At 60.2% G+C, this 22,711-nt stretch carries 22 protein-coding genes; 7 read left to right on the top strand and 15 right to left on the bottom strand.

Annotated elements, in window-relative coordinates:
- Positions 1-13: 13 nt before the first annotated feature.
- Entirely contained in the window at positions 14-871 is an 858-nt protein-coding gene (locus AC6I7Z_RS21745) for a polyprenyl synthetase family protein (protein WP_497815862.1), read from the bottom strand.
- 275 nt (positions 872-1,146) lie between these two features.
- Positions 1,147-1,734 carry a YtfJ family protein gene (locus tag AC6I7Z_RS21740; RefSeq protein ID WP_497815861.1) on the bottom strand — a complete coding sequence of 196 codons (588 nt, stop codon included), beginning with the start codon at positions 1,732-1,734 and terminating at the stop codon, positions 1,147-1,149.
- 182 nt (positions 1,735-1,916) lie between these two features.
- On the opposite strand from AC6I7Z_RS21740, the gene AC6I7Z_RS21735 reads away from it, so the two are divergent.
- The gene (locus tag AC6I7Z_RS21735) at positions 1,917-2,129 is read left to right on the top strand and encodes a hypothetical protein (protein ID WP_497815860.1); all 213 of its coding nucleotides are present in this window, start codon (positions 1,917-1,919) and stop codon (positions 2,127-2,129) included.
- Between the two features lie 31 nt (positions 2,130-2,160).
- Here the strand turns inward: AC6I7Z_RS21735 and AC6I7Z_RS21730 are convergent, their stop codons facing one another.
- The 4 genes from AC6I7Z_RS21730 to glsB all read right to left on the bottom strand — a co-directional run bounded on the left by AC6I7Z_RS21730 (position 2,161) and on the right by glsB (position 6,259).
- A complete protein-coding gene (locus AC6I7Z_RS21730) occupies positions 2,161-2,865 on the bottom strand; it encodes a pirin family protein (RefSeq protein WP_497815859.1) in 705 nt (234 codons plus the stop codon).
- Between the two features lie 132 nt (positions 2,866-2,997).
- On the bottom strand, positions 2,998-4,725 hold the full coding sequence (locus tag AC6I7Z_RS21725) for a DUF2534 family protein (protein ID WP_497815858.1): 1,728 nt from the start codon (positions 4,723-4,725) through the stop codon (positions 2,998-3,000).
- Between the two features lie 75 nt (positions 4,726-4,800).
- Positions 4,801-5,217: a DUF2946 domain-containing protein gene (locus tag AC6I7Z_RS21720; protein WP_497815857.1), complete on the bottom strand. Its 417-nt coding sequence runs from the start codon at positions 5,215-5,217 to the stop codon at positions 4,801-4,803.
- 121 nt (positions 5,218-5,338) lie between these two features.
- Entirely contained in the window at positions 5,339-6,259 is a 921-nt protein-coding gene (glsB, locus tag AC6I7Z_RS21715; protein WP_497815856.1) for a glutaminase B, read from the bottom strand.
- 114 nt (positions 6,260-6,373) lie between these two features.
- Between glsB and AC6I7Z_RS21710 the strand changes: the two genes are divergently transcribed.
- On the top strand, positions 6,374-6,724 hold the full coding sequence (locus tag AC6I7Z_RS21710) for a cupin domain-containing protein (protein WP_497815855.1): 351 nt from the start codon (positions 6,374-6,376) through the stop codon (positions 6,722-6,724).
- Between the two features lie 4 nt (positions 6,725-6,728).
- Here the strand turns inward: AC6I7Z_RS21710 and AC6I7Z_RS21705 are convergent, their stop codons facing one another.
- On the bottom strand, positions 6,729-7,934 hold the full coding sequence (locus AC6I7Z_RS21705; RefSeq protein WP_497815854.1) for a CynX/NimT family MFS transporter: 1,206 nt from the start codon (positions 7,932-7,934) through the stop codon (positions 6,729-6,731).
- Between the two features lie 459 nt (positions 7,935-8,393).
- Between AC6I7Z_RS21705 and AC6I7Z_RS21700 the strand changes: the two genes are divergently transcribed.
- The 3 genes from AC6I7Z_RS21700 to AC6I7Z_RS21690 all read left to right on the top strand — a co-directional run bounded on the left by AC6I7Z_RS21700 (position 8,394) and on the right by AC6I7Z_RS21690 (position 10,400).
- A complete protein-coding gene (locus AC6I7Z_RS21700; RefSeq protein ID WP_033749031.1) occupies positions 8,394-8,870 on the top strand; it encodes a YciE/YciF ferroxidase family protein in 477 nt (158 codons plus the stop codon).
- A 56-nt stretch (positions 8,871-8,926) separates the two neighbouring features.
- On the top strand, positions 8,927-9,433 hold the full coding sequence (locus AC6I7Z_RS21695) for a ferritin-like domain-containing protein (protein ID WP_033749028.1): 507 nt from the start codon (positions 8,927-8,929) through the stop codon (positions 9,431-9,433).
- Between the two features lie 61 nt (positions 9,434-9,494).
- Positions 9,495-10,400 carry a manganese catalase family protein gene (locus AC6I7Z_RS21690; RefSeq protein WP_497815853.1) on the top strand — a complete coding sequence of 302 codons (906 nt, stop codon included), beginning with the start codon at positions 9,495-9,497 and terminating at the stop codon, positions 10,398-10,400.
- An 87-nt stretch (positions 10,401-10,487) separates the two neighbouring features.
- On the opposite strand, the gene AC6I7Z_RS21685 is transcribed toward AC6I7Z_RS21690, so the two are convergent.
- The 4 genes from AC6I7Z_RS21685 to fucO form a co-directional block, all read right to left on the bottom strand.
- Positions 10,488-10,661: a hypothetical protein gene (locus AC6I7Z_RS21685; RefSeq protein WP_193390062.1), complete on the bottom strand. Its 174-nt coding sequence runs from the start codon at positions 10,659-10,661 to the stop codon at positions 10,488-10,490.
- Positions 10,662-10,809: 148 nt separating this feature from the next.
- Complete coding sequence (locus AC6I7Z_RS21680; protein WP_065426280.1) at positions 10,810-10,983, bottom strand: GhoT/OrtT family toxin; 174 nt, start codon at positions 10,981-10,983, stop codon at positions 10,810-10,812.
- Positions 10,984-11,202: 219 nt separating this feature from the next.
- Positions 11,203-11,715, bottom strand: a complete 513-nt coding sequence (locus tag AC6I7Z_RS21675) for a 5' nucleotidase, NT5C type (protein ID WP_497815852.1) — start codon at positions 11,713-11,715, stop codon at positions 11,203-11,205.
- 197 nt (positions 11,716-11,912) lie between these two features.
- Positions 11,913-13,061, bottom strand: coding sequence for a lactaldehyde reductase (gene fucO / locus AC6I7Z_RS21670; protein WP_497815851.1), 1,149 nt, complete (start codon positions 13,059-13,061; stop codon positions 11,913-11,915).
- A gap of 234 nt (positions 13,062-13,295) precedes the next feature.
- On the opposite strand from fucO, the gene curA reads away from it, so the two are divergent.
- Positions 13,296-14,330, top strand: coding sequence for an NADPH-dependent curcumin/dihydrocurcumin reductase (curA, locus tag AC6I7Z_RS21665; protein WP_497815850.1), 1,035 nt, complete (start codon positions 13,296-13,298; stop codon positions 14,328-14,330).
- A 33-nt stretch (positions 14,331-14,363) separates the two neighbouring features.
- Here curA and AC6I7Z_RS21660 read toward each other — a convergent pair whose 3' ends face one another.
- The 3 genes from AC6I7Z_RS21660 to AC6I7Z_RS21650 form a co-directional block, all read right to left on the bottom strand.
- The gene (locus tag AC6I7Z_RS21660; RefSeq protein WP_497815849.1) at positions 14,364-15,431 is read right to left on the bottom strand and encodes an SDR family oxidoreductase; all 1,068 of its coding nucleotides are present in this window, start codon (positions 15,429-15,431) and stop codon (positions 14,364-14,366) included.
- A 109-nt stretch (positions 15,432-15,540) separates the two neighbouring features.
- Entirely contained in the window at positions 15,541-16,278 is a 738-nt protein-coding gene (locus AC6I7Z_RS21655; protein ID WP_497815848.1) for a helix-turn-helix transcriptional regulator, read from the bottom strand.
- Between the two features lie 502 nt (positions 16,279-16,780).
- The gene (locus AC6I7Z_RS21650; RefSeq protein ID WP_497815847.1) at positions 16,781-21,373 is read right to left on the bottom strand and encodes an ATP-dependent helicase; all 4,593 of its coding nucleotides are present in this window, start codon (positions 21,371-21,373) and stop codon (positions 16,781-16,783) included.
- 175 nt (positions 21,374-21,548) lie between these two features.
- Here AC6I7Z_RS21650 and AC6I7Z_RS21645 point away from each other — a divergent pair, with 175 nt between their 5' ends.
- A complete protein-coding gene (locus AC6I7Z_RS21645; RefSeq protein ID WP_497815846.1) occupies positions 21,549-22,106 on the top strand; it encodes a YbhB/YbcL family Raf kinase inhibitor-like protein in 558 nt (185 codons plus the stop codon).
- A gap of 205 nt (positions 22,107-22,311) precedes the next feature.
- Here AC6I7Z_RS21645 and AC6I7Z_RS21640 read toward each other — a convergent pair whose 3' ends face one another.
- Positions 22,312-22,497, bottom strand: a complete 186-nt coding sequence (locus AC6I7Z_RS21640; protein ID WP_497815845.1) for a con-10 family general stress protein — start codon at positions 22,495-22,497, stop codon at positions 22,312-22,314.
- Positions 22,498-22,711 lie beyond the last annotated feature (214 nt).

Raw genomic sequence — 22,711 nt, 5'->3', positions numbered from 1 at the left:
GGGAAACGCGCGGTCAGCCGACCATAGCGAGTTTTTTGTCGAACCAGGCCTGAACGAAATGCCGGGTGGCGTAGCCGCTGTCGCAGGCGGAAGCCAGATGGCGATCGGCGCGGCGCAGATGGTCGCGCAGCCGCTTTTCCACCGCTTTGCTGCCCAGCATATTGACCAGCGTCGATTTCCCCACGTCCTGATGAGCGTCTTTTCCGGTGTCGCTCTGACCGTCGGTCAGGTCGTCCAGCAGCTGGAATGCCTGGCCAAGATCCCGCGCAAAGCGGTGCAGTTTTTCACGCGACGCCAGCGGCGCGCCGGCGGCCACCGAGGCCATCTGCATTGCCGCGCTGAACAGCGCGCTGGTTTTGAAATGATTAGTGAGCTGAATAGCGTCGGCGCTGCGCGGCTGGCCGCCTTCGGTCAAATCGAGAAACTGCCCCTGCACCAGCCCCTGAATGCCGACGGAGTGGGAAAGCTCTGCCACCGCCTGGGTTTTCGCCTGGCTGCTGATGCCGTCCGCCATTGCGATAACGCCGAAGGCGCGGCTCAGCAAGGCGACGGCGGCCAGAATCGCCACCGGCTCGCCGAACTGGCGATGGATGGTCGGGCGGCCGCGCCGCAGCTCGGCGTCGTCCATGCAGGGAATATCATCGAGTATCAGCGAGGCGGCATGCACCATCTCTACGGCGCAGGCGAAATCGAGCAGGCCGCTGGGTTCGTCGCGGTAGCCCAGGTCGTGCGCGGCCAGCATCAGCAGCACCGGCCGGATGCGTTTGCCCGGGGCCAGCGCCCCTTCGCGCATCGCGAGCCCCACGCAGTCGCGTTCGCTTTCTACCGGCAGCAGTCGATCGAGGCGCTGTTCGATACTCGCGAGTAACATCAGGGGATCGCTGTAAATGAGGGTAGGATCTCTTTCAGCAAAAATGGTCATGATGGCAGTCCTTACTTGCAGGTGAGCGTCGGCCTGTCGTAATTGCAAATGAACAAAGTGGCGCAGAAGGGGCCATCTAAAAAAGTGCAGCCTGTTATTTTTAGCACCGCCGTAAACTGAGCGTTATTGTTTTGTTTTGACGCGGCGGTGCAATAAAGCGTAGACGAGAATTGCCGCTCTGACGGGTGAAACGGAGATAAGTGGCAATAAAATAATAATTTTATTCACGAACTAAGTGCGGTGTCAGATGACGCGGGCTGCCCGGAAAGCAGCTGGTTGAGCAAAGCGACGGCCTCTTTAACCTCCTGTGCCGTCAGCGCGCCATCTTTCGCGAAGCGAACCACGCCCTGCGCGTCCAGCAGAATGACCGTAGAGCCGTGCGGCGTCAGCTGCCAGCTGTTTCGCGCCACGCCGCTGCTGTCGATAACAAAATGCTGCCACGGGGCGTCGCGCTTGCTCGATTTGATGCTGCGCTCGACGAAAATCGCGCTGCCGGGGATCGCGTCGTCGGTATTGACGATGGTGGTGGTCTGAAAGCGGCTGCGCGGAAAGTTCGCCTGCTGAATGGCGGCGATAAGCGGCGCGTTTTGCTCTTTGGCCGAAAGCCGTCCGGCAACGTGGAGCACCATCCGCACTTTGCCGGTCAGCGACTGGCTGCTCCAGCGCTGATAGCCCAGCATCTCATGCTGCATCACAAGTTCGCCCTCGTTGGCGATAAAGACTGGCGGAAGGGACTTGCCCGTTTCCACGCGGTGCGCGGCGGCCAGGCCGGGAAAGAGCAGGCAGATAAGCAGCAGAGAGTAGGGTTTCACGCAGCCTCACACGCAGAAGAGAGAGCCTCAAGCCTGGGTGAAGATCTGCCGCTTCGCCAGTCAGTAAAAGGTGAATTTTACGCTTAGCTCAAAACTTAATCACTTATTCAATGTGTAAGATCAAACAACGAGCGGTGAAAGGATTCGAAGATGCAGATAACCATTCGCAAAAGGAGGCGTATATGAAAAGTGAGTTAATGACCCTGTCTGAATTCGCATGCTACCTGGGCGTCTCTCCGCTGAGGCTGGTGCGCGCCTACTGCAATCGCGGATCGCTGGACGGGGTGCCGCTGCCCGAGCCGGTGAAAAACGCGACATTCAGAGAACGCTGCTGGTCGCGCCAGCAGGTGCGCCAGTTCCGGCATAGGCTACAGCGCATGCGTCACCACGGGTAAAGAAAAGGGAAGGTTTTCACCTTCCCTTGCTCTAACTGCCGCTGACGGTTCCGCTCATCACGCCGGTCGCTTCCGCATCCACCAGAAAGCAGATCAGCGTGGCGTCGCGCTCGGCGGTGACGGCCGGCAGCGCTTCGGTATCGCCGGCCACATCGCCTTTATGCAGGCGCTGCCCCTCCAGATTCACTACGCCGTCCAGCACCGCCAGCCAGGGCGCGAAGCCGGGAATCGCGGGCACCTCCAGCCTGTTGCCGCGCTCCAGCCGCACGTCGTAAATATGCACCGCCTGACGCAGCGTCAACGGCGCTTCGCTGCCTTCCGGCCCCGCCAGCCACGTCCAGGCGTTGTGGGCGACGCCGTCAGCGCGCTCCAGCAGCTGGGTTTTCGCTTCGCCGCCGGCGCGCGCCGGACGGATAAAGGCCTGCAGCACTTCGGCTTCAATCAGCGGCGCGGACTCTTCGTGCCGCAGCCCTTCGCCCGCATTCACCACCATCACGCGTTTCGCCGACAGCGGCGTGCGTTCGCCTTGCAGGTCGGTATGCTGCACCGAGCCGCGCCAGACGTAGCTGAGGATGTCGTCGTTTACATGCTCGTGCATCGGAATGCGCGCGCCGAGCTTCAGCGTCGTCATATCGACAATCGCCAGCGGCCCGAAGCGTTCGCCCGGGCGCAGACGGCGAATGGTAAAGGGGCCATATTCAAACAGCTGGCCGCGATGGGCACGCACAACGTTCATTATCTTCTCCCGTGATGAGCTTATAAAACGATGATAAACCGATCGGGAAAGATGAGAAGGAGGGGGATTTGCTGAGAGAGTTCAACTTTTTTGAATAAGCTGCCCGTCGCCGTGGACGGGCAGCAGGCCTCTTTATTTGCCCTGTTCGTCGCTCTCACCGAGGAAGAAATACCACAGCGGAATCGACATCAGGCCGGTAAAGACCGAGGTATAGAGCAGCACCATTAACGCCTGGGTGACGTACATCATCAGCGACCAGTCGCTAAAGGCGATCTGATACTGCTCGATAACGCCGCTGATAATGGCTTTGCCCATCACCGTGCCGACAATCAGCCATAAAATCACCACGCTGCGCAGGAAATAACGCATCTCTTTCTGCTTTGCGGCGAAGCGCCCGCGCACGATACCCAGCGGAGACTGCTGCTCCAGCGGCGTTTCCGGCTGCGGCATGGCGGCGCGCTGCGCTTTGCGCCAGCGCAGCAGATCGAGGGCTATAAACGCCAGCAGGCTGCCCCCCATAACCGGCAGCGCCCAGCCCAGCGTCAGCGCCACGATCAGCGAGGCGGCCTGCGCATAGCGCGGCATCGCCAGCCAGGCGACAAGAAGCGTTTGCGCCGGATTATGCACGGGCAGCGCCGGGCGACGGATCCACCACATGCGGTAGCCGAGCGCGATGGCGGCGCACAGGCCAAAGCCGAACAGGGCCAGCAGCAGCTGATTCGGCCAGCCGAACAGCACGCCCATATGGGCGTCGACGCCCCAGCGCGTCAGCTTCGCCACCAGTGGAAAATGCGCGAACTCCACGCGGTCAACAATGGCGAACGTGGCGGGGTCCACCGAAACGGCGTCAACCTGACTCGGCCAGCGGCGGTCGATCTCGCTTACCGTCCAGGCCTGGCCCTCTGCTTTCGGCTGGCGCAGCTCCAGTTTTGCGGCGCGGATGCCGCTGCGGCGCGCGGCGTTAAGCACGCTGTCCCAGTCGGCGTCCGGCGCGTTTACCGCTCTGGCCGGTTTCGCTGGCATCGCCATGCCGCTCATATCCATGCCGTCCATCTGCGGCATAGCCTGATGGTCGGCATGGGGATCGGTGCTGGCGGCAGGCGCGCTGGCGTCGAGCGCGGTGCGCACCTGCGGCGTCATCCAGCCCAGTTCGCTGCGCATTTTATCAATATTGCCGCCCGCCCACTGCGACCAGGTGAGGCCAGTAACCGAGAAGAAGAGCAGGCCCAGCGACAGCGCCAGGCCAAGGGTTATATGCCAGTGGCGGGCGAAGGCGAAGCCTGACGCAGGCTTTTTCATCTTTCTGCGCGGTCGCGTGCCGAGCCACAGCACCAGGCCGCCGAGCGCGGCGACCCAGAGCCAGGAGGCGGCCAGTTCGCTGTAAATTCGGCCAACGTCGCCCAGCAGCAGGCCGCGATGCAGCTGATCCAGCCACATGCGCAGCGGCAGCACGCCGCTGGTGCCGTAAACCGTCATATCGCCCTTGACCTGCAAGGTATAGGGATCGATAAACACCGATCGCGATTCTGACGGCCCAAGATCGCCCTGGCTGAACTGCACGCGCGTGGTTTCCTGCGCGCCAGGCGCCGGTCGCACCGCATAAACAGGCGCCGCCTCGCCGATATAGCGTCGCGCCGCGGCGACCTGCGCCGACAGCGGCTGCGCCGTTCCCTGCGGCTCGGTGGTCAGCGCGGAAGCGTAAAGAACATTCTCAATCTGCGGCGTCAGCACGTATAGCGTGCCGGTCAGCGCCGCAATAAAAATAAAAGGCGCGATAAACAGCCCGATGTAAAAGTGCAGGCGGCGCAGCAAATTGAATAACGAGCCGCGCGGCGGCGCCGTTTCCCGAAGTGATGACATAGCACATCCATTTTTATTCAGTTAAAGACGAACCCGTTTCCGTCGCTTTACACGGCGGAAAGGCAGGCATTCTGATTAAAAAGCGCAGCGGGAAGGTGGGGCGCGAGGCCGGTAGACGCGGCGTTCGCGTCGGCACAGCGGCGGGTCCGCGCGCGGCGTCGGCGGCGGGGCGCGCGCAATCAGCATCATCAGCCAGAGAAGGGGCAGCGCAGCCCAGATCATCAGCGGCACATGCACCAGCAGCTCGCAGTAGCCGCAGGCGACGCCCTCTTCGCCCGACATCATATGGCGGGAAGGCATCATGGCGTCGTCCATATGGTGCATCGTCGACATGGCGTCGGCGCTGTGCGACATCATCATCGGGGCGGGCATCGCGCTGCTGTGGCGCGCCATCAGATCCTTCGACACCACGGGCGCGACGAACAGCAGCAATACTGCCAGGATAGCCAGGCAGGCGCTGAGTCGCTGTTGCAACGGGGTGAAAAAGGTCATGAAAACATCACTGGCTGGTAAACGTCAGGCGCTATTTTACCGCGTTACGGTTCTGAACGGGGCTAATTCTGTAAAAATTCTTAGGCTATACGCGTATAGCCTGACGTCCACTGCGCGTGCGTTAGAACACTGAGCTGCCGAGGCGATCGCTGAGCAGCTCCAGCGCCGCGGTGCCCGCCAGCGAGTTGCCGATGGCGTCCAGGCCTGGCGACCAGACCGCAATGCTCATTTTATGGGGAATAACCGCGATAATGCCGCCGCCGACGCCCGACTTCCCCGGCATGCCGACGCGCCACGCGAACTCGCCCGCGCCGTCATACATGCCGCTGGTGATCATCAGCGCATTAATCTGTCTCGCCTGGCGCGGAGTAATTATCTGCGCGCCATCCGCCGTTTTGCCCTGGTTGGCCAGATAGACGAAGCTGCGCGCCAGCTCGACGCAGTTCATCGAGAGCGAGCAGTAGTGGAAATAGGTCTGCATAACCTTGCTGACGTCGTTATGAAAATTGCCGAATGACTTCATCAGCCAGGCAATGGCGGCGTTGCGCGCCGAGTGCTCATATTCCGAGCGGGCAACGTGGCGGTCATAGTTGATATCGGGCTGGCCACTTAGCTGGCGCACAATCTCCAGCATGCGCTGGCGCGGCGCGGTCAGGCGCGTTTCCAGCATATCGCAAATCACCAGCGCCCCGGCGTTGATAAAAGGATTGCGCGGCTTGCCGTGCTCCAGCTCCAGCTGCACCAGCGAGTTAAACGGCTGGCCGGAGGGCTCTTTGCCGACGCGCTGCCAGATTTCATCGTCGGAATAGCGGGTGAGCGCGACGCTTAACGACAATACTTTAGAGATGGACTGGATCGAGAAGCGCTGCTGCGCGTCGCCCGCCTGCCAGCTCTGACCGTCAGGCGTAGCCACGGCGATGCCGAGCGCGTGCGCAGGCGCTTCGGCCAGCGCGGGAATATAGCTGGCGACGCTGCCGCGCGAGGTAAGCGGGCGCACCTGCTCCAGAATCTCTTCCAGTAGCGCATTGCTGAGTTCGGTCACGAGGGAATCTCCTTTTCTGAGGCGTCTGGCGCCGGATAATGAACGCGAGTCGCCGCTGAATCAATGCAGCGCGTGCAAAATCTTTGAACGCTTCACCGCAACCCCGAGGCCGCTATGATAACCAGCCTGTTTGACGCTTTACCGCCAGCCGCCGAGCGCGGCGAGCAAGAGACTTTTGAGGCGTTGCTGCGCCGACCCGATCTGCGCATCGAGCGCATTGTCTCTACCGGCCAGGCGAGCCCGCCGGGCTTTTGGTATAGCCAGCCGCAGGGAGAGTGGGTGCTGGTGGTGCAGGGCGCGGCGGGGTTGCAGCTGGAAGATGAAGCGCAGGAGCGGGTGCTGCGCGCAGGCGATTTCATCAATCTGCCTGCGCGGACGCGCCACCGCGTGAACTGGACCAGCAGCGACGAGCCGACCCTCTGGCTGGCGGTTCATTACGAGCTGCCGCCAGACGAGCAAAGCTAACGTCTCACTCCATCTGCCTGGCGCTGCCGGCCAGCGGCGCGAGCAGCATTTGCGCAAAGCTCAGCAGCGCCAGCAGGGTCAGCGGCAGCGTCCAGTCGCCGCTCCGCTGGTGCAAAATGCCGAAAAACAGCGGGCCGAGCGCCGCCAGCGCATAGCCTACGCACTGCGCCATGCCGGAAAGCTGCGACGCCTGACGGTGATCGCGAGCGCGCAGATTAAACAGCGACAGGCAGAGCACCAGCGAGGCGCCCGCACCCAGGCCGGCGATAATCAACCACAGCGCAGCCAGACGCGGCAGCAGCAGCAGACCCAACACGCCGCAGAAAATGGCGGCAGAGGCGATAAAGGCCGTAAGACGTGCGTCGCGCAGCCGCTTTAGCGCCACCATACAGCCGAGGTTGGCGACAATCGCGATCGCCTGGTAGAGAAACAGCAGCCAGCCCGCTTCCGCCTGGCTGTAGCCTTTGCTCTGCGCGTAGGGCGTGAACCAGTCGATCAGGGTGTAAAAAGCCAGCGACTGCAGCGCCATAAACAGCGAAACCTGCCAGCCGATTGTTGACCGCCAGGGCGTAGCGCCGTCGGCGGCGAGAGAGGGCGCGGCGCCTGACGGGCCTGCTGCGCGCGACTTCAGCAGCGGCAGCCAGGCGAGTAGCGCCACAAGGCCCGGCACTGCCCAGACGCCAAGCGACAGGCGCCAGTCCGCGTCGGAGAGAGCGGCGAGCGGCACGGCGATCCCGGACGCCAGGCTGGCGGTCAGCGACATGGTGGCGGCATAAAGCCCGATATATTTTGCGGTGTGCTGTGTAAAGTCGCGTTTGATCAGCGGCGGCAGCAGCACGTTGGCGGCGGCGATGCCGGCGCTAAGCAGCACCGTACCGCTCCAGAGCGCCGCCTCGAGCGGCAGCCAGCGAACCATCGATCCCAGCGTTATCAGCAGCAGCGCCGCCCAGAGGCTGCGCTCCAGCCCAAAGCGATTGCCCAGCATGGCGGCGATCGGCGCCAGCGCGGCGAACAGCATTAGCGGAATGAAATTAAACACGCCCGCGGCGGCGGCGCTCAGGCCGAAGGCGTGGCGCATATTTTCCAGCACCGGGCCGACGGCGGTGATGGGCGCGCGCAGGTTTGCGGCGGTCAGCAGCAATACCAGCAGGAAAAAACCAGAGTGGGTAAAGCGAGAAGCGCGTTGCGCAGAAGCCGGTCGAAGGGTCATAAGATCCGCATCACAAAGTGCGGCAAAGCCGCTGTGGTGCGTTGGTTGACGTTAACGCTTACGCACCAGGAAGAAGAGCATCCGGTGTCTGGGCGCTACTTTAAAGGCTGACGCCGCCGCTGTAAAGCCTGCCCGCAGCGGGCAAGTTTTATAACGCCGCGCGATAACATACTGACGGCAATAAACGCACCGCCTTATTTACGCCAGAAAAATAACGTGCGCGCTAAATAAGCGAACCGATAATCTAAACGTGTTTTTTAAATAGCGAAACCCAGTCGCGCGCAATTTAACTGAAGCGGCAGTGCCAGCCAGAATAAGATTATTCCTTAATAATCAACCTATTTTTATTCCGCGCTTCGCTTTTATTAAATTTGCGCAATTGTACTTAGCAACTAATATTAATTTCTGTAGCGTCCTGGCCAGGAAAGCAATCACCTGATTTGATAAGAGGAACCTGTAATGGCGATTAAAACACTGGTGGATCTCTTTATTCATGACCTTTCTGATGTCTACAGCGCAGAAAAGCAGATCACTCGCGCACTGCCGAAAATGGCGCGCGCCGCAACAGACGCATCGTTGAAAGCGGCGTTTGAAGCGCACCTTGAAGAGACACGCGGACAAATTGAGCGTCTGGACCAAATAGTTGAAAAGACAGAAGAACTGCGTATCCGCCGTATGAAATGCCATGCGCTGGAAGGCTTAGTGGAAGAGGCCCAGGAGATTATCGACTCCGTTGAGGCGGGCCCGGTGCGGGACGCTGGCTTAATTGGCGCCGCCCAGAAAGTCGAACATTATGAAATTGCCACCTACGGCACGCTGACTGCGATGGCGAAACGTTTGGGTTTTGACGAAGCGGCAAAATTACTGGCGGAAACGCTGCAGGAAGAAAAAGCCACAGATGAAAAGCTCAATGTGATTGCCGAGAAAACCAGCTAATTATCTGACGTGATGAAATTTGTATTTGCAGAACTCACATTTTAAAGAGGTGAATTATGTCACATGAAGAGAATTATTTGGCCTGGTTGAAAGACGCGCACGCTATGGAAAAGCAGGCGGAAAGCATGCTGGAAAAAATGGCGTCTCGACTCGAACACTATCCCGATTTAAAAGCGCGCATTCAGCAGCATATTGAAGAAACGCGCCAGCAGCAGACTTTATTACAGTCGGTGATCGACCGTAACGACACTTCGCATTCCGCCTTTAAAGACGCGCTGGGCAAACTCTCCGCGATGGGCCAGGCAATGGGCGGCATGCTGGCCGACGACGAAGTGGTGAAAGGGGCGATCAGCGGTTACGTCTTTGAGCAGTTCGAAATCGCTAACTACACCTCGCTAATCGCTGCGGCGGAGCTGGTGGGCGACCATGAAGGCGTGCGTATTTTCGAACAAATTCGTGAGCAGGAGATCGCCATGGCGGAATGGTGCCTGACGCACCTGCCGGATGTGACTCAGCAGTTCATGACGCGTGATGCGGCTGAAGGCGTTGAAGCGAAAAAATAACAACGCTACAGCCAGGCCCTTTTTTCACAGGGCCGACAATCTAACTGGAAAGGAATGAGCAATGTTCAGACACGTTAAGAAACTGCAGTATACCGTCCGTGTTGAAAAGCCCAATCCAGGACTGGCTAACCTGCTGCTTGAGCAGTTTGGCGGTCCTCAGGGCGAACTCGCTGCGGCATGTCGCTACTTCACCCAGGGGCTGGGCGATGACGATCCAGGACGTAAAGATATGCTGATGGATATCGCGACGGAAGAGTTAAGCCACCTGGAAATCATCGGCTCGCTGGTGGGTATGCTGAACAAAGGCGCGAAAGGTCAGCTGGCTGAAGGCACAGAAGAAGAGGGCGAGATTTATCGCAATATCACCGGTGCCGGTAACGACAGCCATTTGACCTCGCTGCTTTATGGCGGTGGGCCGCCGCTGACTAACTCGGCTGGCGTGCCATGGACTGCGGCCTATGTTGATACCATCGGCGAAGTGACCGCCGACCTGCGTTCAAACATCGCTGCCGAAGCGCGGGCAAAAATCCTGTATGAGCGTCTGATCAACATGACCGACGATGTTGGCGTAAAAGATGCGCTGGGCTTTTTGATGACGCGTGAAGTTGCGCACCAGATCTCGTTTGAAAAAGCGCTCTACTCGATTCGCAACAATTTCCCACCGGGTAAATTACCGCCGATTGAGCAGTACGCCAACGTCTACTACAACATGTCGGCGGGCGAGGGCGATATGCGTGGTAGCTGGAACTCTGATGAGAACTTTGAGTTCGTAGCCGATCCGGCGCCTGCCGTTGACGGCGGCGACGGTAGCGCGTCGGTCTCCCTGCCGTCCGATCAGGCGACCGATCTCGCCAATATGGCCAGCCGCACCGCGTCCGATCCCAGCCTGAACCCGACCACGGGTGCAGAGCTTGGTTCGACGCTGGGCGAAGCGAATCAGATCAAATCTGATAAACCTCGTTCCTGAGTCCCTCACGCGTCAGTCACAGCGCTGACTGACGCGATATTCCCCTTTCTGAATGATGCGCCTGCACAGGCTCACCGCAACGTCCGCTTAATGAAATTCCGGTTCAGGAAAATGGCCGCAGTCGTTCTGACTGGCGGTAGTGCCTGGCTGGCAGGTTTGCTGTCGCGTTTCAGCGGAAGGCACGGGCTTTTCCGGCGCCATAGGGCCTGACCGACAGGCGCTCAGCAGAGTAATAAACAGGGCAAAGGCAACAAAACGCATATCCGCTCCTTGTGATGAGATGAAGTAAGCAAACAAACATCGTTGGTCAGCAGCGTGACCAGAGGCGTACTGCTAAGTGTAGCTGGCGGCAGGAAAAAGTTCGAAAAATCAGGATGAAGCCGCAAGGCGGCTTGCAGGGCATTCAGGATCAGAACAGAGCAAACATCAGGGCGACGGGAAAGCTCATCGGCCAGGTGGCGCCGACCAGAAAGGCGCTTAGCGCGCGAATCGTCAGCTTATCCTTTGCGATAAAAAAGGTGATTAGCGTGGCGATCGAAGCCATAACCGCATAGAACACCAGCATATGTTGATAGAGGCTCATCAAAACTCCGCATCGTTATAGTGGTTTTGCTGCGCACTATGCGGAAAATCGTGATCCAGATCAAGTAAAAAGCTACAGCGGAAATTAAAGAAATTGATTTGGAGCCGAGGAAGCGACGGCTGCCAGCGATTTCAGGCTGAAATTGGGCAGGGAAAACGCGCCGAATCCTTCTGGCGCGGGGGCTGCACGCGCAGAAGCGCGTGGCGAAGCCGGTGGTAATCAGAGAAAGCGCTGTTCAATGTCACGCCAGCTATCGACGCGATCGTAACCGGTTTCCTGCTGGTTTTGCGCCGTGCTGAACAACACGCCTTCGCCGGTGAACTGAGCGAAATTCTGCGGATTAGCGTCAATCAAATAGTCCGCATTGAGAATGCCCTTGCTGCTGCAGCAAATGATATTCATCGGGCTGATAAACGGAAAATTCGCTTTCAGCCATTCAAGTTTCGCCGTAAGCGAGCGCGGAAATTCCACTGCTGCTGTGGTAATAAAAATTTCATACTCCTGCGCCAGGCGTTCAATCACGCGCTGCGCGTCTGGCAATGCTGGCAGTCCGGCGTAAAAACTCTCTTCGCCGATCAGTTCTTCAATCTCCTGAAACAGCGCCGGGCGCGACTGTTGTGGTTTTGCTGAGTCCAGTGAACCTGTCTGAACCTCGTGAGAGGCGGCGTCAGGGCTAAATTTGTGGTTCAAGTCGATAATGACTTCATCCATCTCAATGGCGATACGTTTCATGGTTTCCCCTCGTCAATCATCATGCCAAGGCGGCTAGAATAGCAGTCGCGCGGCTCCGCTTGTAGTCTCTGGATAAACGCCGGCCAAACAGGTTATTAAATAAGCAATTGAAGCCTGTTCCATCACTCAATACTGTGAGGTGTGCCGGAAGCAAGAAAAAGAGAGGACAGTGCCGCCCCGAAAGGCGGCACAGAGGCTTAACTTTGCAGATAGAGCGCTTTGATATCTTCCAGTGTGGCTTCGCGCGGATTGCCGCCGGTGCAGACATCATCCAGCGCGGCCTGGGCCAGCGCCGGCACGTCATCGGGGTTGAGGCCGACATCGCGCAGCGAAGCCGGAATGCCCACGTCGCGGCAGAGCTGTTTTACCGCCTCGACAGCCGCCTGACGCGCCTGCGCCAGCGACAGCGTATCGACGCTTTTTACCCCCATCGCGCGCGCGATATCGCGATATTTCTCGCCGGTGTAGTCCGCATTCCATGCCATCACCCTCGGCAGCAGGATCGCATTGGCGACGCCGTGCGGCACGTTATAAAAAGCGCCCAGCGGGTGCGCCATACCGTGCACCAGGCCGAGCCCGACGTTGGAGAAGCCCATACCGGCGACATACTGGCCCAGCGCCATCTGCTCTACCGCCTGCATATCGCCTTTCACCGAGTCGCGCAGCGACTGGCTAATGATTTCAATGGCGTTGAGATGCAGCATATCGGTCAGCTTCCAGGCGCCGCGCGTAATATAGCCTTCAATGGCGTGCGTCAGCGCGTCGATGCCGGTTGCGGCTTTCAGCGCCGGCGGCATGCTGGCCATCATCTCTGCGTCGATGATCGCCACCTTTGGAATATCGTGCGGATCGATGCAGACGAATTTACGGCGTTTTTCTTCGTCGGTAATCACATAGTTGATGGTGACTTCCGCCGCGGTGCCCGCGGTGGTGGGGATGGCGATCAGGGTAACGCAGGGATTACGCGTCGGCGCGAAGCCTTCCAGGCTGCGCACGTCCGCGAACTCGGGGTTGTTGATAATAATGCCGATCGCTTTGCTGGTATCCTGCGGCGAGCCGCCGCCGATGGCGATCAGATAGTCCGCCTCAACCTGCTTAAAAATCTCGACGCCGCGCTGCACCACGGCGATGGTGGGGTTCGGCACCACCTCGTCGTAGAGCGCCCAGAGAAGCTGATGGGCATCCATCAGGTCGGTGACGCGCTTCACGGCGCCAGCGGCGACCAGCGCCTTATCGGTGACGATGAGCGCCTTCGCCAGGCCGCGCCGCCGGACCTCATCCGGCAGATTGCGGATGGCGCCTGCGCCAAAAAAAGCGGTCTCATTCAAAATCATACGCTGTGTCATTTTCACATCCTTGCTTAACAAAATTCCCACTACCTTCCCGCTTAACTGCGCTGCGTTTCTGCTGGCTTCGTCACATTCCTTGCGGGGTACAGTTGATGAAAATCAATAAATTAGCGGTTACTTGCCGCTGGTCTGTTTTTTTCCGCGGCAGGTATAGCCATTACGGCCAGGCAAGTTTCTCATCCTCTGTTAGCCTCAATGGGAGCATTAAAGCTTTAACCAACGGAGGAAATGATGGCGAAACCGCAAAATTACGGCTGGAGACTGGCCTCGCGCCCGCACGGTAAACCGGTTCAGGAGAACTTCGAATTCGGCGAAATCCCGCTGCCCGCGCTGGAAGAGGGCGATCTGCTGCTGCGCACCCTCTATCTGTCGCTCGATCCCTATATGCGCGGCCGGATGAGCGACGCAAAATCCTATGCCGAACCGGTGAAGCTGGGCGACGTTATGGTCGGCGGCACGGTGAGCCGCGTCGTGGAATCGCGCTATGGCGATTTCCAGCCAGGCGACTGGGTGTTGTCGAGCGGCGGCTGGCAGGCCTATTCGGTCGCTCCCGCCTCTGCGGTGAAAAAGCTGGGCAACGACCTCGCTAATCCTTCCTGGGCGCTGGGCGTGCTGGGTATGCCGGGCTTTACCGCCTATATGGGCCTGCTGGATATCGGCGAACCGCAGCCTGGCGAAACGCTGGTGGTGGCAGCGGCGACCGGACCGGTGGGCGCAACGGTAGGGCAGATCGGCAAGAAGAAAGGCTGTCGCGTCGTGGGCATCGCCGGCGGGGAAGAGAAGTGCCGCCATGCGGTCGAGGTGCTGGGGTTCGATCTCTGTCTGGATCACCATCAGGATGATTTGGCGGCGCAGCTGGAACAGGCCTGCCCGGACGGCATCGACATCTATTATGAAAACGTGGGCGGCAAGGTATTCGACGCGGTGCTGCCGCTGCTGAATACCAAAGCGCGTATTCCGGTGTGCGGGCTGGTCTCCGGCTACAGCGCAACCGAGTTGCCGGACGGCCCGGATCGCCTGTCGCTGCTGATGGGCGATATTCTCAAGAAACGTTTGCGGGTGCAGGGCTTTATCATTTTCGACGACTATGGCCATCGCTACGGCGAGTTCCTTGAGGCGATGGAGCCCTGGGTTGAGCAGGGCGAGATTCGCTATCGCGAGCACATGATCGACGGATTACAAAATGCGCCTGCGGCGTTTTTTGACATGCTGGAGGGGAAAAACTTCGGCAAAACCGTGGTGCGCGTCGCGCAGGACGAAGAGTAAAACAGCGGTCCCGCCCGCAGGCGGGACCTTTTTTTATGCCGGGATCAGCTTTTCCTGCTTCAGGCGATCAAACAGCGCGAAAAGATCGTCGCGCGTGCTGTGATAGCCGGTAAAGCCCGCTTTGCGGCTCTTGCTCATATCGGTGAAGACCTCCATCGGGCGGCCCAGATCGGCATCGGTGTGCCACCAGGAAACCAGACGATTGATATCCGCCTCGCGTAGCTGATAGTGCTGCGCGACGGCTTTCCACTGCGCCTCGGCGTCGGTCATACGCTGTTCCAGCGGCTGGGGTTCATCCGGCATCGGCTGCGCCTCAATGCCGAAGTAACTGGCAATCTCGCCCCACATCCATTTCCAGCGGAACACGTCGCCGTTTACGGTGTTGAAATCTTCGTTTTGCGCGCCTGGCGCGCTGGTCGCCCATTCCAGCTGCTCCGCCACCAGCGTCGCGCTGCTCATGTCGGTGACGCCATGCCACTGCGCCGCCGAGCCGGGGAAGATAAACGGCAGGTTATGGAATTTGCACAGCGAGGCGTAGACCGCCAGCGTCTGTCCCATATTCATCGCGTTGCCCAGCGCAAAACCGATCACCGTGTGCGGGCGATGCACGCTCCAGCGATAGCCAAATTTCTCCGCGCCGGCAAACAGCTCGTCTTCCTGCGCGTAATAGAAGTTATCAACCGGCTGGCGTCCCTGCTCTTCACGAAACGGCGTCATCGGCACCGCGCCTTTGCCGTAAGCGTCAAACGGGCCGAGATAGTGCTTAAGACCGGTTACCAGCGCGACATGGCTGCCGTTAAGACGGTCGCCCAGCGCCTCTATGACGTTACGCACCATTCCGCCGTTAACGCGAATGTTCTCTTTTTCCGTTTCCTGGCGCGCCCAGACGCTGAAGAAAAGCGCGTCAGGCTGGAGATCTTTCAGCGCTTCTTTTACCGAATCCGGCGAGGTCAGATCGGCGGTCAGAGCATGGCAGCCCTGCGGCACCGGCGTGCGTCCGCGCGACAGCCCGTAGACTTCCCAGCCGTCCGCCAGCAGGCGCTCCGCCGATGCGGTGCCGATCACGCCGCTGATCCCGGCGATAAGTGCTTTCTTTGACATGCTTTTCTCCCTTAGCTCTTACAACAAGACAATAGGGGAGTGTAGACCGTGATCGGCGGTTAAGCTTAGCGTGAAGGAGAAACAGGGCAGGTCGCGCCAGCATTCCGAGCTAACTTTCAGCCGAGGCTGGCGAGCTAATCAGATTCAGCGCAGCGCAGCGCCTGATGGCCTGGCGCGCGTTAGCTACCTGAAGCTTATTGACGATATTGCCCATGTGGAACTTTACCGTACTGACGGAAATAGCCAGAATAGCGGCTATCTCCGGATAGGTCTTTCCCAGGCTGGCCCAGTAGAGCACCTCATGTTCGCGCTGGGTAAATATCGCTTTGGTTGCGTCAGGGCGCAAAGCCTGCCTCTCCCCCGCCGCCAGCTCGATCAGCCTGTACATTTGCGCATTGAATTCAATGAGCCGCATCTGCATAAGCTGTTTATCACGCCAGAAAGGCGATTCGGCCGCATCAGGATCGCCGCTTTTTGGAATAATCGAAAGCAGCGCAAGATTGTTATGGTGATCGTGCAGCACAAAGGTGAACCCATTAAGGATATTATAGCGGCGCGACAGAGAGAATATTCTGTCGGTAAGAAAAGTGATGTTTTCGTCCCATGCAAAAGGCGAGGATTGTTTAAACGCTTTCAGGACGACGGGGTCGATAAACTGGAAGTGATTATCCTGATAAATTTTTATCCATTCATCAGGATAGGTAGAAATAAGCAGGCTTTCGAAAGGATTGCTTTTGCTGATTACCAAATAAGCGTATTGATGCACTTCGGGCGAAACCATTTTTCTGTCTATATAATCCCGCAGAGTCTGCAGCGCCGAAGGATTATTCGCTAAAAAAGAGAACATCTTTTCTCCTTGCTTATCATGTCCATATTTTGCAAAGCCCTGTACCAAAGTACAGCCAGGAAGGGGGCCCTGGTACAGTTTTGAAATGAAAAAGTAGCGCCTATAGTGAGTCTGGAAACAACGATAAACCTGACCATGTAATCGGTTGGCTAAAAATGCAGCACAGGGAAAGCGTCAGCCAGTCGAATTAATTTGGTTCGCTGGCTGACATACTATAAATCTCAAAAAACCGTTATTTTGATGCTTCTGATCGATCGGCAATCTCTCAGGCAGAACAGACGCTTTGATTTATTGCTACAGCATCATCTAACGCTTCTTTTCTGCATAAATAAATATGAGCTGCTGAATTTAACATTCATCTGAAAATAAGACTGAATGTAGCGTCCAAAATCAGAGGCTAGCGCAAAGCTTAATAGAGTTAATCACTATTTTGGATCATTTCCCAGCACGAAGTGCGTAAAAAGAGACGGCCAGTCGCCTGGCTCGCCTCATCCGTTTTCTCTTACCCATACCAGCCATACCCTTTCGGCTCGCGTGAAAAGCCGGCACGGCGCAGCGCGTCGATCAGCGGCGACTCGCCTGCGGGTTTGCCGTCAATCGTTTCCAGCGTAAAGCCAGAGGCTCTCTCTCGCCGCAGCGCGACGGCCAGCGCCGCGACCGCGGCGGCGTGCCAGCTCTCTTCGCCATAGCTCAGCAGCTCTTTACCGCCCTGCGCCAGATAGAGCGCCAGCTGACCGTGACAGATCACCACCAGCGCGCCGCTGCGGCGAACCGGACGCGAAGCGGCGCTATGCGCGGGCCAGCGCAGCGTTACGCCAAAGGGAGAGGCGGGATCGGCGGCGGAAAGCGCCACCGCCAGCGGATCGCGCGCGGCGCGTTCCGCGATAATGCGCAGGCGCTCGATAGTGGCGTTCTCCGCGAACTGCGCGCCGCCCAGCCCGGCGACGAAGCGGCCGCGCAGCACGCGTCCGGCATCCTCCAGCCCACGCATCACCGGCTGCAGCGCCGGGAATCCGCCCGGCACCTGCTCCGCGATCGCCGCGCCGCGCGTCACCACGCCCCAGCGGTCCAGCATATTTTCGGCAATCGCCAGCGCCAGCTGGGCCGGCGGCGCGACCGAGCGATACAGGCGCGACCAGCGTCCGGGCAGGGCGGGCGTGACCGGACGTCCCAGCGGCAGGCTAATGCGGCCGCGTCGCGTGCGCAGCGAACGGGTCGGTTTCGCTCGCGCGCTGTTCGCCATGCCGGTCAGCTGGCGCAGCGCCGCCCAGGTATCGGAGGTGACATAGCCGGCCCACGCCAGCTCCCACAGCGCGTTCTGGATCTGCCCCTCATCGACGGGCTGCTCGGCGGCGACCGCGGCGGCGATCTGGTGCGCGAACCATGCGCCGCCGTCATCCAGCCGCGCCAGAATAGCGTCGTGCAGCGGCGTCAGACGCAGCGCGTCATTGCTCTGCGGCAGCGGCAGCAGCGTTTCCGCCGCGAACTCGCGCAGGTGCAGCGAAACCAGACCGTCGTTATGGCCCAGCGAGCGCTCGCCTGCCCAGATAACCTCGCCCGCCGACAGCAGCTCGTCCAGCATGGCGGGCTGATAGTCGTGCACGCGCGACGGCAGGATTTGCGACTGCCAGATCGACGCAGGCAGCGCCAGCCCGGCAAGCTGCTCCACCACGCGCGCCACGCCGTTTATCCCTTCGTAACTTCCCTGCGCCACCGGTGAATGCGGCGCCTCGCCGGTTAATCCCTGCCGCTCCAGCAGCAGCGATACCCAGGCTTCCGGCGGCACCGGACGCGTCGCCTCGCGCGCGGCCTGCAAGGAGCGAATGCGCAGGCGCCTGAAAACCTCTTCGGCCACCCACCGATCGCGCCAGCCGGTCGCCGCCTCTTCCTCGGGGTGGCCAAAATCGCCCTTAAGCAGTTTGCCCTGCCCGCGCATGCGCTCCAGCGTTTCGCTGACTACCGCCGGGCCCAGCCCGAAATGACGCGCCAGCTCGCCAGTGGTAAAGGGCGTATGGGTGCGCGCGTAGCGGCCGAACAGATCGCGCAGCGGATCGGTTGCCGGCTGTAAAAAGGCGGCGGGAATATCTGGCGGCAGTGTGACGCCCAGCGCGTCGCGCAGGCGCGCGGCGTCTTCAATCGCCGCCCAGCGCTGTTCGCCGGCAAGGGTGACGACGAAGGCGCGATGCGCCTCCACCAGCTCAGCGATGGCGCGCTCGGGCGCGTCACCGTCGAAGCGGGCTGCCAGCGCCGCTGCGCTCAGCGGGCCCAGCTCGCGCAGCAGATCGGCAACGCCCTCTTTGTCGCTGGCCCTGTAGCGCGCGGCGAGGCGCTGTAACTCTTTCGCCACCTGGGCCGTCACCCCGGCGTCCAGCAGTTCGCGCATATCGGCCTGGCCAAGCAGCTCGTTCAGCAGGCCGCTGTCGAGCGCCAGCAGCGAGGCGCGCCGTTCCGCCAGCGGCGCATCGGTGGCGTAGATAAATTCAGCCACGTAACCGAACAGCAAGGGCGCGGCGAAAGGGGACGGCGCCTCGGTCGTCACCTCGGCAAACTGCACGCTGCCGTTCTGAATACGCGCCATCAGCTCATGCAGCGCAGGCAGATCGTACACATCCTGCAGACACTCGCGCGCCGTCTCGATCAGAATGGGGAAGTCGGCGTAGTCGCGCGCAACCGCCAGCAGCTCGCCGGCGCGCAGACGCTGCTGCCAGAGCGGCGAGCGCTTGCCTGGATTGCGGCGCGGCAGCAGCAGGGCGCGCGCCGCGCATTCGCGGAAACGCGCGGCAAACAGCGCGGAATGACCGATGGCTTCGGTGACCTCGCGCGGCAGGGCATCGGCGTCGAACTGAAACAGCTCGGCGCCCGGCACGCGTCCCTCCATATCGGGAAAGCGCGCGACAATGCCGTCGTCGCTCGCCACCACAGAGGGATCGAGCCCCATCCTGCGGCGTATGCGCGCTGCGACCGCCAGCGCCCAGGGCGCATGCACGCGCTGGCCCCAGGGCGAATGAAGAATAACGCGCCAGTCGCCGGTCTCATCGCGGCAGCGCTCGATCAGCAGCGTGGTGTCGGTCGGCAGCAGACCTGTCGCCTCGCGCTGCTCCGCTATCAGCGCCTGAAGATTATGCTGCGCGCTGGCGTCGAGGCCCGCTATCTGGCTGACCTCGCCGCCCTGTTGCTCTCTGTCGAGCGTGCGTAAAAAGCGGCCGATGCTTTCGCCCAGCAGCGCCGATCGCCCCAGTCCGTCGCCGCGCCAGAAGGGAAGACGCGCCGAGCGGCCGGGCGCGGGCACCACCACCACCTGATCGTGGGTGATCTGCTGAATACGCCAGGAGGTGGCGCCGAGCGTGATAATGTCGTTTACCCGCGATTCGTAGACCATCTCTTCATCCAGCTCGCCGACCCGGCGCGATCCCGCCTGCTCTTCGCCTTCCGGCAGCATCACGCTGAAAGCGCCGCGATCGGGAATGGTGCCGCCGCTGGTGACGGCGAGGTGTTGCGCGCCGGGACGCGGCGTCAGCAGATTCGCTGCGCGGTCCCATATCAGGCGCGGACGAAACTGGGCGAACTCATCGGCGGGATATTTGCCCGCCAGCATATCCAGCGTGGCGTCAAACAGGCTGCGCGGCAGGTTGCGAAAAGGATCGGCGCGCCGCACGACGGCGAACCACGCATCCACCGAAAGGGTGTCCATCGCCACGGCGGCGACCGTCTGCTGCGCCAGCACGTCGAGCGGATTCTGCGGCGGCGCGACCGGCTCCAGTTCGCCGCTCAGCATGCACTGCACAATCACGGTGGCGTCGAGCAGATCGCGCCGCGTGCGCGGAAAAACGATGCCGCTGGAGACGCCGCCGACCTGATGGCTGGCGCGGCCGACGCGCTGCAGCGCGCTGGCGACCGACGGCGGCGCGCCAACCTGAATCACCAGATCGACGCTTCCCATATCAATACCCAGTTCCAGGCTAGAGGTGGCAACCACGCAGCGCAGCTCGCCAGCTTTGAGGGCGTCTTCGATTTCACGTCGCTGCTCTTTGGAAACCGAGCCGTGATGCGAGCGGGCGATGGCGGCTGACGCGCCGTCGCTGCGTTTCTCGGTGCCGCCGCTAAATGATCCGTAGGCGTGGGCGGGTTTCGCCAGCGCCTCTTCGTCGCTGAGGCTGGCGGCGTAGCGTTCGTTAAGCCGCGCCGTCAGCTTCTCCGCCAGGCCGCGAGAGTTGGCGAAGACGATAGTGGCGCGGCGCGCCAGCACCAGCTCAAGGATGCGCTGTTCGATGTGCGGCCAGATGGAGCCCGACGCGCTGCTGGCGTCGGGCGCGCCGCTGCTATCCGGGCGTGCTGGTATATCGGTCATATCTTCGACCGGCACGGCGATGCGCATCTCCAGCGCGCGCGAAGCGGGCGGGTTGACGATCAGGGGCTCCTGCGCGCCGCCGAGAAACTGCGCGATGCGCTCGACAGGCCGCACCGTGGCCGAGAGACCGATGCGCTGCGCCGGCTGAGGCAGCAGCGCATCCAGCCGCTCCAGGCTCAGCGCCAGCTGCGCGCCGCGTTTGCCGCCCGCCACCGCGTGCACCTCATCCAGAATCAGCGTCGTAACGCCGCGCAGCGCTTCACGGGCGCGCGACGTCAGCATCAAAAACAGCGATTCCGGCGTGGTGATCAGGATATCGGGCGGCGTGCGCTGAAGCTTTGCCCGTTCATTAGCTGGGGTATCGCCTGAACGCATGCCCACCGTCAACGTAATCGCCTTTTCGCCGCCCGCCTGGCGCTGCTGGTAAACGCCCTCCAGCGGCAGCTGCAGATTGCGCTGCACGTCCGCCGCCAGCGCTTTAACCGGCGAAATATAGAGAATGCGCGTGCGCGTGGCTTTCTCTGGCGTCTCCTGCGCTTCGCGCTCGCGAAACAGCGCGTCGATGGCGTGTAAAAACGCCGCGAGGGTTTTTCCCGAGCCGGTCGGCGCGATCACCAGCGCATGTTTGCCGCTGGCGATGGCGTCCCAGGCCGCTGACTGCACTGGCGTGGGCGCGGCGAAGGAGAGCTGGAACCAGCCTTGAGTCGCGGGAGAAAAGCGTGAAAGCGCAGCAGCCTTAGCGGACATATAAGATTGAAATCACCGTGTTAGCAGGGAATGCCTAAGCGTAGACCCTGGCGCTAAGCGCTGCGCGGTGAAAAGAGGCCTCAGGTTTTCCTTTATGTTGTGTTCGCATTTTCATGCCTGTTCCCGCTGCGCCTTCCATACTTAGGTTTCAGCCACCCAAACGGAGACAGCATTCATGAGATTAGCAAGCGCCCTTTTGCTGGCGGCACTGCCGGCGGCGAGTTTCGCCGCCGCGCCGCTTTTTACGCTGCAATCGCAGGATTTTAGCGACAACGCCCTGTTATCGAAATCCTTTGCCGGAAATAACAAAAACAGCCCCGCCTGTACCGGCGACAACGTCTCGCCTGCGCTGAGCTGGTCGAACGCGCCGCAGGGCACGAAAAGCTTCGCGCTGCTGGTTACCGATCCTGTCGGTGCCAAAGGCCTCGGCGTTACCCATATGGTGGCCTACAACATTCCCGCCGCCACTTCCGCTTTCGCCCAGGGCGATCTCACCAAAGGCAAGGGCTATACCGGCGGCAAAAATTCCCCTGGCACCAACGCCTGGTATGGGCCATGCCCGCCGGTCGGCAGCGGCATGCATCACTATAACTTTGTCGTCATCGCTACTGATTTACCGCCTGAACAGCTCGAAGCGGGTCTGACGCATGAAGAGCTGGTGAAGCAGCTGAAAGGGCACGCGCTGGGCGCCGCCTCGCTGGTGGGGCGTTTCAGCAACGATCCGCAGGAGTAAAAGAGCAGCGCGCGCAGGCCGGTATCGGGCTGCGCGACGTGGGCGGATTAACCGCCGGAGACGCGCTTCGCCGCCTGGCGGTAAACAACGCTGGTTTTAAGTTGTAGCAATGACACTTCCTGTAACGGCATCAGGTTCAGCGGTTAATAAAAGAGATCAATTAAAGCCAGAAAGACTATCCATTATATTAGGGAGCGCGATTTAGTTATTGCGCGGTCTTTTCTGATTGCGGTCGACGGCTAACTTTGCCGCCCGTTCTACCCGCTTCAACCGCACGTTCGCGACAGTTTGTACCCTTCTCGCCGCTTAGCTGACCGCCTTTGAGTCCCGCCCCGTGCGCCCTTTCCGGGCTTACCGCCACGATACCCGGTCCTCCGCGTCGTTGAAACATATCGTCACCTCGCTCAGGGGAAAATGTTCAGAGACGAATTAACTATGAAATCTGAGTCGCAATATTTCAATAATGCATTGCGTTGAAAATATTTAATTCACAGGGAGGATTAATCGTTATGAAAAATAGTGGCCATCTAATTTATTCATAGTAAATCAATTAAATTTCACTTTTGTACGGTTATAGCTCAGCTGTACAAGTTTCCCGTAAAGGC

The sequence above is a fragment of the Pantoea sp. X-Soil-MYKO-1289 genome (assembly GCF_059730625.1).
Note: the sequence above shows the minus strand (reverse complement) of the source record. Positions and strands in the feature narration are given on the sequence as shown.

Coding starts and splice junctions, on each gene's coding strand:
- AC6I7Z_RS21745 (WP_497815862.1), bottom strand. CDS start 871: ATGTTACTCGCGAGTATCGAACAGCGCCTCGATCGACTGCTGCCGGTA.
- AC6I7Z_RS21735 (WP_497815860.1), top strand. CDS start 1,917: ATGAAAAGTGAGTTAATGACCCTGTCTGAATTCGCATGCTACCTGGGC.
- AC6I7Z_RS21730 (WP_497815859.1), bottom strand. CDS start 2,865: ATGAACGTTGTGCGTGCCCATCGCGGCCAGCTGTTTGAATATGGCCCC.
- AC6I7Z_RS21725 (WP_497815858.1), bottom strand. CDS start 4,725: ATGTCATCACTTCGGGAAACGGCGCCGCCGCGCGGCTCGTTATTCAAT.
- AC6I7Z_RS21720 (WP_497815857.1), bottom strand. CDS start 5,217: ATGACCTTTTTCACCCCGTTGCAACAGCGACTCAGCGCCTGCCTGGCT.
- AC6I7Z_RS21710 (WP_497815855.1), top strand. CDS start 6,374: ATGATAACCAGCCTGTTTGACGCTTTACCGCCAGCCGCCGAGCGCGGC.
- AC6I7Z_RS21705 (WP_497815854.1), bottom strand. CDS start 7,934: ATGACCCTTCGACCGGCTTCTGCGCAACGCGCTTCTCGCTTTACCCAC.
- AC6I7Z_RS21700 (WP_033749031.1), top strand. CDS start 8,394: ATGGCGATTAAAACACTGGTGGATCTCTTTATTCATGACCTTTCTGAT.
- AC6I7Z_RS21695 (WP_033749028.1), top strand. CDS start 8,927: ATGTCACATGAAGAGAATTATTTGGCCTGGTTGAAAGACGCGCACGCT.
- AC6I7Z_RS21690 (WP_497815853.1), top strand. CDS start 9,495: ATGTTCAGACACGTTAAGAAACTGCAGTATACCGTCCGTGTTGAAAAG.
- AC6I7Z_RS21685 (WP_193390062.1), bottom strand. CDS start 10,661: ATGCGTTTTGTTGCCTTTGCCCTGTTTATTACTCTGCTGAGCGCCTGT.
- AC6I7Z_RS21680 (WP_065426280.1), bottom strand. CDS start 10,983: ATGAGCCTCTATCAACATATGCTGGTGTTCTATGCGGTTATGGCTTCG.
- AC6I7Z_RS21675 (WP_497815852.1), bottom strand. CDS start 11,715: ATGAAACGTATCGCCATTGAGATGGATGAAGTCATTATCGACTTGAAC.
- fucO (WP_497815851.1), bottom strand. CDS start 13,061: ATGACACAGCGTATGATTTTGAATGAGACCGCTTTTTTTGGCGCAGGC.
- curA (WP_497815850.1), top strand. CDS start 13,296: ATGGCGAAACCGCAAAATTACGGCTGGAGACTGGCCTCGCGCCCGCAC.
- AC6I7Z_RS21660 (WP_497815849.1), bottom strand. CDS start 15,431: ATGTCAAAGAAAGCACTTATCGCCGGGATCAGCGGCGTGATCGGCACC.
- AC6I7Z_RS21655 (WP_497815848.1), bottom strand. CDS start 16,278: ATGTTCTCTTTTTTAGCGAATAATCCTTCGGCGCTGCAGACTCTGCGG.
- AC6I7Z_RS21650 (WP_497815847.1), bottom strand. CDS start 21,373: ATGTCCGCTAAGGCTGCTGCGCTTTCACGCTTTTCTCCCGCGACTCAA.
- AC6I7Z_RS21645 (WP_497815846.1), top strand. CDS start 21,549: ATGAGATTAGCAAGCGCCCTTTTGCTGGCGGCACTGCCGGCGGCGAGT.
- AC6I7Z_RS21640 (WP_497815845.1), bottom strand. CDS start 22,497: ATGTTTCAACGACGCGGAGGACCGGGTATCGTGGCGGTAAGCCCGGAA.